Below are 9,329 nucleotides of genomic sequence, written 5' to 3' on the forward strand. Positions count from 1 at the left end.
GTGTCGTACGGAGGGGGGTACGCGCCGGGGGGGGCGGGCCGGGGCGACGGGCCGGGACGGGCGGCGCGCGTCCCGGTCCGGTCCAGGGCGCACCCCGCCCCTGCTGCTTCCCCGTCATACGGAGGGGGTACGCGCCGGGTGCGGCGGGCCGGGGACGACGGGCCGGGACGGGGTGACGCGCGTCTCGGTCCGGTCCAGGGCGCACCGCCCCGCCCCCGCGGCTCCCGCCGTCGTACGGAGGAGGTTGCGCGCCAGGGTGGGGAGGCGGCCGGGGCCCGGACGGCGCGCGTCCCGGACCGGTCCATGGGGCGCCCCCGCTACTCCCCCCTCACCCGCAGCGCCCTCCGCAAGTCATCGAGCTGGTCGATGAGCCTGCGGCGCAGGGCCGGGGACGGGTCGGCGGTGCGCAGGCACTCCTCGCCCAGTTGGAGGGTGGTGGCCTCGACGAGGGGCGTCGGGAAGGCGTAGCGGCCGGCGGAGTCGGCCAGGGCCTGGCCGCGGCGGGCGGCGAGGGCCACCGCGGCGGGGAAGTAGCGCCCGGCGTAGGGGCGCACCAGGTCGAGCTGTTCGGGGGCCCAGAAGCCGGCGGCGGTGGCGTTGAAGAGGTAGTTGGACAGGTCCGTGCGCTCGTCGGTGGTGAACAGGGCGTCCCAGGCGGCCTGCTTCGCGGCCGGGTCGGGCAGCGCGGCGTGGCAGGTCGCGGCGCCCTGGCGGCCGGTGGCGCTGGGGTCGCGGGCGAGTTCGTCCTCGATGGCGGCGGGGGTGGTGGCGCCGAGGACGGCGAGGCGGCCGAGGATGCGCCAGCGCAGTTCGGGGTCGAGGAGGGGGCCGCCGGGGACGCTGCCGCCGGAGAGCCAGTCCTGTATGCCGTCGGGGGTGGTGGCGCTGTCGATGAAGAGGCGTACGGCGACCAGGCGCAGGCCCTGGCCGTCGCCGTTCTCGGAGCCTTCGGTGCGGCGCAGGATGTCGCGGGCGATGGTGCTGAGGGTGTTCAGGGCGGCGGGCCGGTCGGCGGCGGGGAGGTAGCGGTCGGCGATCTGGGTGCGGGCGAAGGCGAGGGCTCCGGAGAGGATGGCGATGTCGGTTTCGTACGGGAGGTGGGCGCGGGCGGCGTCCAGGTAGGCGGCGGGGGGCAGTTCGCCGTCGCGGACCATGTCGCGGGCGGCGTTCCAGACGACGGTGCGGCTGAGGGGGTCGGGCAGGCCGGAGAGCGCTTCGCGGACGGTTTCCCAGGAGGTGGGGTCGAGGCGGACCTTGGCGTAGGTGAGGTCGCCGTCGTTCAGGAGGATCAGTGCGGGGCGGGGGCCGGGCGCGGTGTGCAGATGCGGTGGGGCGGCGCCGTCCGGGGCGGCGCTCCCGGGCTCGGCGGCTGGTGCCGGGATGTCCCATGCCAGGTGGTCCCTGGCGACGAGGCGGGCCGGGTCGTTGGGGTCGCGGTCGTACAGCCCGGCGGTGAGGTGGTGGGGGCGGGTGCCGTCCCGGTCGACGCGCAGGGTCCAGCCGCCGTCGGGGGCCGTGCCGACGGCGGGGGTGAGGGTGTCGACGCCGGTGGTGCGCAGCCAGCTTTCGGCCCAGGCGTGCACGTCGCGGTCGGTGGCCCGGGCGAGGGAGTCGATGAAGTCGGCGAGGGTGGCGTTGCCGAAGCGGTGGCGGCGGATGTGGGCGTTGACGCCGTCGAGGAAGTCCTTCTCGCCCATCCAGGCGACGAGCTGGCGCAGTGCGGAGGCGCCCTTGGCGTAGGAGATGCCGTCGAAGTTGAGCTGGGCGGAGGCGGTGTCGGGGACGTCGTCGGGGAGAGGGGCGACGGGGTGGGTGGAGGGGCGCTGGTCGGCGTCGTAGCCCCAGCCCTTGCGGGCGATGCCGAAGTCGGTCCAGGTGTGGGTGAAGCGGGTGGCCTCGGAGAGGACCTGGAAGCCCATGTACTCGGCGAAGGACTCGTTGAGCCAGATGTCGTCCCACCACGCGAGGGTGACGAGGTCGCCGAACCACATGTGGGCCATCTCGTGGGCGATGACCATGCCGCGGGTCTGGCGCTCGGTGTCGGTGACGGCGGAGCGGTGCACGAAGTCGTCGCGGAGGGTGACCAGGCCGGGGTTCTCCATGGCGCCGAGGTTGAACTCGGGGACGAACGCCTGGTCGTAGGAGTCGAAGGGGTAGGGCTCGTCGAAGAGGGTGTGGTAGCGGTCGTAGCAGCGGCGGGTGATGTCGAGGATCTCTTCGGCGTCCGCGTTCAGGTAGGGGGCCAGGGAGCGGCGGCAGTGGATGCCGAAGGGCAGGCCGGCGTGTTCGGTGTGCACGGAGTGCCAGGGGCCGGCGGCGACGGCGACGAGGTAGGTGCTGATGGGCGGGGTGGGGGCGAGCGTCCAGCGGTTGGCGGCGCCGTCCTGGCGGGTGGCGATGCCGTTGCCGAGGACGGTCCAGCCGGTGGGCGCGGTGACGGTCAGCTCGAAGACGGCCTTCAGGTCGGGCTGGTCGAAGGCGGCGAAGACGCGCTGGACGTCTTCCATGAACAGCTGGCTGTAGACGTAGGTCTCGCCGTCGGCGGGGTCGGTGAAGCGGTGCATGCCCTCGCCGGTGCGGGAGTACGGCATGGTGGCCTCGACGAGCAGTTCGTGCTCGCCGGCGGTGAGGCCGGGGAGCGGCAGGCGGTTGCCGTCGAGGGTGTCCGGGTCGAGCGGGCGGCCGTCCAGGGTGGCGGAGCGCAGCTCGGTGGGTTTGACGTCGATGAACGTGTCGCCCGGTATGCGCGCACTGAAGCGGACGGCCGCGCGGGAGCGGAAGTGGTCGGCGCCGTGGGTGAGGTCGATGTCGACCGTGTAGTGGTGGACGTCGAGGAGTCGGGCTCGGGTCTGCGCCTCGTCGCGCGTCAGTGCGGGCATGTCCTCATGCTGCCGTACACCACTGACACCGCGCACTCGACCGGCGATTTTCCCGGTGGGGCCGCGCCCCGCGCGGGCGCCGCGCGCCCCGCCACCGCCCCGCCCGCGCCCCGTCAGCCGATCCGCGGCGGGTCGTCCGGGTCCGGTACGCGGGTGGACCAGCCGCCGGGGACGCTGTGGCCCTGGCGGGCTCGGAAGCGGACGGGCGCGGTGCCGACGCGGCGGGTGAACAGGCGGCTGAAGTAGGCCGGGTCGGTGTAGCCGACGCGGCGGGCGACGGCGGCGACGGGGAGTTCGGTGGCGGCGAGGAGTTCCTTGGCGCGGCCGAGGCGGATGGCGAGCAGGTAGTCCTTGGGGCTGCAGCCGGCGCCGCGGCGTACGGCGGTGCGCAGGGCGGCCGGGGTCATGCCGTGGCGGGCGGCGTGTTCGGCGACGGACAGCGGGAGGAACGCGTCGCGGGCGAGCGCCTGGAGTACGGGGTCGCCGTCCGCGCCGGTGTCGGCGCGGGCGCGGCGCAGCGCGACGAGGAGTTCGTGGACGGCGGCGGCGGTCTCCACCTCCAGGAAGGGGTTGCCGCGGCGGGCGGCGCGGGTGATGCGGCCGATGGCGGCGCGGGCGGCGGCGGTGTCGGCGAGCGGGACGAGGGGGTGGTCGGGTTCGATGTAGCCGAGTTCGGTGTAGGTGGCGGTGGCGGGGCCGGTGAAGTCGACGAAGCTCTCGTCCCAGCCGGTGTGCGGGTCGGCGCCGTAGTGGTGGGTGACGCCGGGGACGAGCCACAGCAGGGCGGGGGCGGTGACCGGCCGTCGGATGCCGTCGGGTGTGGTGTACCAGCCGCGCCCGGCGCCGATGACGACGGCGACGTGGTGGTCGAGGATGCGGGGCCCTACGGGCGGCAGGGTGCCGTGCTGGAGTCCGACGCCCAGGCATACGAGGCCGAGCCGGTGGTGGACCGGGCTCGGCGTGAAGTACCGCATCCAGGTGTGGTACATGCGGGCGTCCTCCCGTCTGTTCCTGGCCGGGCCGTGTCCGGACGAGGCCGTGCCGTGTTTCGTCCCGGCCCGGTTCACGTCCGTAAGCGCTTCGATCCGGCCCGGTTCACGTTCGCAAGTGCTCCGATCCGGTCCCCTCCGGTCCGGTTTCCGTCCGTACGCGTTCCGTCCCGGCCCCCGTCCCGGCCTTCCTTCCGTCCAACCAGCGTCGATCTTTGTCCATGGACCCGTGTGCCGCCAGAGGCCAGGGTGGGCCGGGGATCGGCCGGAGCGGACGGGACGGGCGCCATGGGCGAGTTCGTGGTGGGTGAGCGGGATTTCCAGCGGGACGGGCGGCCGGTGCGGCTGCTGTCGGGCGCGCTGCACTACTTCCGGGTGCACGAGGCGCAGTGGGGCCACCGGCTGGCGATGCTGCGCGCCATGGGCCTGAACTGCGTGGAGACGTATGTGCCCTGGAATCTGCACGAGCCGCGGCCGGGCGGCTACCGCGATCCGGACGCGCTGGGCCGCTTCCTGGACGCGGTGTCGGCGGCGGGCCTGATGGCGCTGGTCCGGCCCGGTCCGTACATCTGCGCCGAGTGGGAGAACGGCGGGCTGCCGCACTGGCTGACCGGCCCGCTGGGACGGCGGGTGCGGACCCGCGACCGGGCGTATCTGGCGGCGGTGGACGCATGGTTCGGGCGGCTGCTGCCGCAGGTGGTGGCGCGGCAGTACGACCGTGGCGGGCCGGTGGTGATGGTGCAGGCGGAGAACGAGTACGGGTCGTACGGCAGCGACGCGGCGTACCTGGCGCACATGGTGGACCTGCTGCGCGGCCTCGGTGTGACGGTGCCGCTGTTCACTTCGGACGGCCCGGAGGACCACATGCTCACCGCCGGTTCCGTGCCGGGTGTCCTGGCCACGGCCAACTTCGGTTCAGGGGCGCGCGAGGCGTTCGCGGTGCTCCGTCGCCACCGGCCGCGCGGGCCGCTGATGTGTATGGAGTTCTGGTGCGGGTGGTTCTCCCACTGGGGTGAGGCGCCGGTGGCGCGTCCCCCTGAGGAGGCGGCGGAGGCGCTACGGGAGGTCTTGGAGTGCGGTGCGTCGGTCAATGTCTACATGGCGCACGGCGGGACGAACTTCGGCGGCTGGGCGGGGGCGAACCGGGCGGGCGAGCTGCACGACGGGGCCTTGCAGCCGACCGTGACGTCGTATGACTACGACGCGCCCCTCGATGAACGCGGGCGCCCCACGGAGAAGTTCCGGCTTTTCCGCGAGGTGCTGGCGGCGTACGCCCCCGGTCCGCTGCCCGTGCTCCCCGAAGCGCCGCCGGTGCTCGCCGCGCCCGTACGGGCCGAGCCGGCCGGGTGGGCGCCGCTCGCGGACGTACTGGAAGCGCTCGGCGGTCCCGAGGTGGCCTCGGGTGTGCCGCCGGCCTTCGAGGAACTGGACGTGGACCGGGGCCTGGTGCGCTACCGCTTCGAGGTGCCCGGACCGCGCGGGCCGTTCCCGCTGCGGGTGACGGGGCTGCGCGACCTGGCGGTGACGTATGTGGACGGGGTACGGGGCCCGACCCTGAGCGAGGAGGAGGCGGAGATCGGCGCGGCGGTGGCCGGGCCCGCCATCGTGGAGCTGTGGGTGGAGTCGCTGGGGCGCGTGAACTACGGGCCGCGGCTCGGGGAGGCGAAGGGCATCACGGGCGGGGTACTGCACGAGCGGCAGTACCTGCACGGCGTACGGGCGCGCGGGCTGCGGCTGGACGCGCTGGAGGACGCGGCGGCGGTACGGCGGGTGCCGTTCCGGGACGCCGCCGGAGGCGTACCGGGCGAGGGCAAACCGGGCCTCCATCGGTTCGCCCTCACCGTCCCCTCCCCCGGTGACGCCGCCCTCGAACTCCCCGGCCGGGCGCGCGGCTTCGCCTGGATCAACGGTTTCTGCCTGGGGCGCTACTGGGCGGCGGGTCCGCAGCGCACCCTGCATGTCCCCGGCCCGGTCCTGCGCGCGGGCGCCAACGAACTGCTTCTGCTGGAACTGGAGGGCGCCCCCACCGGCGAGGGGGAGCGGGCAGGGGCGCCCCGTCTGATGCCCTGACGGTCAGCCTTCCCGTGCCTCCGATACCCCCGGTACCTCCGGTACTTCCCGTACCTCGAACGCGTCCAGAACGAACTCCGCTTTCCCGTCCTTGCCCGTCTTGCGCAGCCCCACCCACGCCTCGCCGCTAGCCGGGGCGGTGAACTCGTAGGTGTGGGTGGCGGGTGCGGTGGCGACGGGCAGCGGGGTGCGGCTCAGTTCGCGGGTGTCCGGGGTGTCGGCGGCCGTGATCCAGGCGTACTGTCCGGCCTTCTCGTTCTCGTAGCGGAAGCTGACCCGGTAGCGGCGTCCGGGGACGAAGCGCACGGTGTGCGGCACCGTGCGGTACACCAGGCCCTCGTTCTCGCCGCGGGACTTCAGGGACTGGCCGCCGTCGATCACGTCGTCGACGGCCTTGCCGTTCCAGCCGCGCTGGGTGAAGGGCGCGTGCCGCTGCGCGATGTGCGTACGCGGGTCGGTGGCCCGGCCCGCGTCGCCCTTGACGAACGGGCCCCAGCCCTGCGGTACGTGCTCGAAGTCCTCGTGCGCGACGGTGCCCGGCGGATGGGCGGGAACCGCGGGGACCACCCGCACGTTGTCGAAACGAACACGGGGCGTGCCTGCCTCGACACCCAAGGTGAGGGTGACGGGGCCGCCGCCCTCGGGGACGGTGAAGGGGGTGAACATCCGTTGGAAGCGGGTGCCGTGCTTGCGGTCGGCGGCGACGAAGTTCCCGGCGGTGGAGGTCTCGGTCCAGTTGGCGGCCGTGACGCCGTCGCCGGTGCGCACCTCCAGCGTGGCGCGGCGCCGCTCCCCCGGCCGCGCCCCCACCTCCACCTGCACGGAGGCCGCGTAGCTGCCGGGCGCGAGGCGGGCGAGGCGCTGGCTGACGGCGGCCGCGCCGCCCGCGCCGACGACCAGTTCGTAGTCGCCGAGCGGGCTCGCCTCGACCGTTGCGGGCCCGCTGACCTGCCAGGCGTCGAGGGTGCCGGAGTGGAAGCCGGGGTCGGTGAGCGGGGTGCCCTCGCCCCAGCCAGGACTGCCCCGGTCCGGAGCGGGGCGGCGGTGGACGACGTACGGCTGCCCGGCCTCGGCGGTGACGGTGACCTTCCCGCCGCGTACGGCCAGCCGCCGCATTCCGCACCGGCCCTGGTCGGTGAGCCGGTAGAGGTACACGCTCCGGGCGCCCGACCAGCCGCGCGGCAGCGTCCAGGTGCTCGTGCCGCCCGCGGGGTTGTAGTGGTAGAGCTTTTCGGGGTCGGTGGCCCGGCGGGGTTCCCAGGGCAGCAGGTAGCGGCCGCCCTCGTAGACGAGCCGTCCGTCGGTGGTGATGCGGCGGGTGCCGTCGGTGTCCGTGACGGTGGTGGCGGTCGGTCCCTCGAAGGTGATCTCGTGGTCGCGCCAGGTACGGATCGGGTACGCCTGGAGGTACTTGGCGGGCAGCGCGTCCACCCAGATGATCTTGTAGAAGGCGTGCCAGTCGGTCTTGCCGACCCAGCCCTCGAAATTGCCCATCCGCGCGCCGCCGAGCAGCGTCGGCCACTTGTCGGCGAACACGTCCTTCTGGTGGTTGCGCACGAAGCGGATGAGGCGGGAGTTGATGCCGCGCGAGGAGTCGCCGCCGTAGTCGGTCTCGTTGGCCCAGTGCGACCACAGGGCGGAGCGTTCCAGGCCGTGGCCCCATTCGGTGGCCACCTGCCAGCCCTGCTCGCGCAGGTGGCGCTGGAGCCGGTCGGAATTCCAGCCGGACTCGCGGAAGACGTCGATGTAGAGGGTGTTCAGGGCCGGGTCGGTCTCCGCGCGCAGCTGCCGGAAGCGGCGGACGATGTCGCCGGAGACCAGGTCGCGGCGGGCGTCGATGCGGTAGGACTGGTCGAGCCAGTCCCACTGTGCGTCGCTTTTGTCGACCAGGGTCTCGGAGAAGGCGTGCGCCACGGGGTAGGACTCGGTGGCGTTGACGTGGACGGCGAAGTCGCTGTGCCACTTCTTCCCGGCGCGCAGCAGGGTGTTGAGGTCGGCGAGGCCGCCTGCCCGTTGGTTGTAGTTGCCGCCGTAGTCGGGGTGCGCGGAGTCGTGGCCCTCGGACTGATAGCCCTTCAGGAGCGTGAACTGCCGCAGCCCGTCGGTGGCCAGCGCGATCCGCTTGACGTTGTCGAGCGTGGCCAGGAAGGGGTTGGTGGCCTGGCTCGCGAAGTTGAACGGGATGTGCGCGACGACGCGCAGGTGCTGCCGGTCCGCGCCGAGCGGGCTGACCATGATGTCGCGCAGCGCGATGGCGGCGTCCTGCCAGTCGGCGGTGCCGTCGCCGTTGCGGTCGCGGGTGAGGATGACGGTGGCGTACGGCAGGGGCTCGGTGTCGGCCACGGGCGCGGTGGCCGCGCGGTGGGTCCACTGGCCGCAGCCGAGGCGGGCCCAGCGGTGGCCGCCGCTCTGCACGGTCTGCCGCCACAGCCGTCCGTTCTCCCAGGTGGTGGCCCCGGCGGGCTTGTCGTACACGGTGTTGGTCTCGACGGCGGCGGCCAGCCGGCCGGTGGCGGCGACCGCGTACGCGCAGCCGACGGGCGCGGCGTCCACGGGGGTGTCGGGCGCGATCCGTACGAGCGTGTCGCCGCTTCTGGCCTTGTCCAGGTCGATGCGGGCGGCGAGCAGTTCGGCCCCGGGCTGGTCGTCGCGGACGCTCAGCAGGGCGAGCCCGGGGATCTGGAGGGTGCCCACGCGCAGGGCCGGGGTGTCGGCGATCCTGGTGACGCGCCAGTCGACGCGCCATCCGCGGACAGTGATCTCGGCGTCGATCTCGGTGCCGCCGTCGAAGGCGAGCGTGTAGCGGATGCGGCCGGCGGCCCGGCGGGAGGTGACCCGCGGGGTGCGGGCGGTGCCGTCGATGACGACCTGGGTGACGACGTCGGACTGGCCGTACAGGACGGCACCGGTGCCGCGGTCGGTGTACGAGACGACGCGCGGGAAGGCGGTGTCGGCGCGGACCTCCAGCGCGCCGGAGCGCAACACCGCCTCGGCGGCCGCCCGGGGCCACGGGCCGGCCCCGTCGGCGTACGCGCTGCCGCCACCCAGCGGAAGCGCACCCGCGATCCCGGCGAGCGCAGTGCCGACGACAACTTTCCTCCGGCTGGGACGACTCCGGCCCACTCCTGCCGACTCCCCCACGTCCCCCGGCTCCCCCGCACCGGCCAGCCCCTCCGCTCCCGTACGTCCGTTCACGTGCGCTCTCCGTCCTCCGCGCCGGCACTGTCCGTTCGCGGGACAGGGTGCTGGGTGCGCGGCGCGCGGGACCATGGACAAAGACGCGGCGGCTGTTGGACTAACGGACGGGCGGAGGCAGGCACGGCGGGTGACGGACTGCCGAGGAGCGGCCCGGCCGGACGAGCACGCCCCCGGAAACCGTACGGCCCACACC

4 protein-coding genes are annotated in these 9,329 nt (G+C 74.0%); 1 reads left to right on the top strand and 3 read right to left on the bottom strand.

Features of this window, described 5'->3' with window-relative positions; genetic code table 11:
- Positions 1 to 317: 317 nt before the first annotated feature.
- Both pepN and ADK86_RS11105 read right to left on the bottom strand, forming a co-directional pair.
- Entirely contained in the window at positions 318 to 2,879 is a 2,562-nt protein-coding gene (gene pepN, locus ADK86_RS11100; RefSeq protein WP_053696424.1) for an aminopeptidase N, read from the bottom strand.
- Between the two features lie 113 nt (positions 2,880 to 2,992).
- Positions 2,993 to 3,868 carry a helix-turn-helix domain-containing protein gene (locus ADK86_RS11105; protein WP_053696425.1) on the bottom strand — a complete coding sequence of 292 codons (876 nt, stop codon included), beginning with the start codon at positions 3,866 to 3,868 and terminating at the stop codon, positions 2,993 to 2,995.
- Between the two features lie 288 nt (positions 3,869 to 4,156).
- Between ADK86_RS11105 and ADK86_RS11110 the strand changes: the two genes are divergently transcribed.
- Positions 4,157 to 5,938 carry a glycoside hydrolase family 35 protein gene (locus ADK86_RS11110; RefSeq protein WP_053696426.1) on the top strand — a complete coding sequence of 594 codons (1,782 nt, stop codon included), beginning with the start codon at positions 4,157 to 4,159 and terminating at the stop codon, positions 5,936 to 5,938.
- Positions 5,939 to 5,941: 3 nt separating this feature from the next.
- Here the strand turns inward: ADK86_RS11110 and ADK86_RS11115 are convergent, their stop codons facing one another.
- Complete coding sequence (locus tag ADK86_RS11115) at positions 5,942 to 9,079, bottom strand: endo-alpha-N-acetylgalactosaminidase family protein (protein WP_078951993.1); 3,138 nt, start codon at positions 9,077 to 9,079, stop codon at positions 5,942 to 5,944.
- Positions 9,080 to 9,329 lie beyond the last annotated feature (250 nt).

The sequence above is a fragment of the Streptomyces sp. NRRL F-5755 genome, from assembly GCF_001279365.1.
Classification (GTDB): Bacteria; Actinomycetota; Actinomycetes; order Streptomycetales; family Streptomycetaceae; genus Streptomyces; species Streptomyces rimosus.

Bases quoted from the DNA above. Each gene is read 5' to 3' on its own strand.
- pepN (WP_053696424.1), bottom strand. From the start codon at position 2,879: ATGCCCGCACTGACGCGCGACGAGGCGCAGACCCGAGCCCGACTCCTC.
- ADK86_RS11105 (WP_053696425.1), bottom strand. From the start codon at position 3,868: ATGTACCACACCTGGATGCGGTACTTCACGCCGAGCCCGGTCCACCAC.
- ADK86_RS11110 (WP_053696426.1), top strand. From the start codon at position 4,157: ATGGGCGAGTTCGTGGTGGGTGAGCGGGATTTCCAGCGGGACGGGCGG.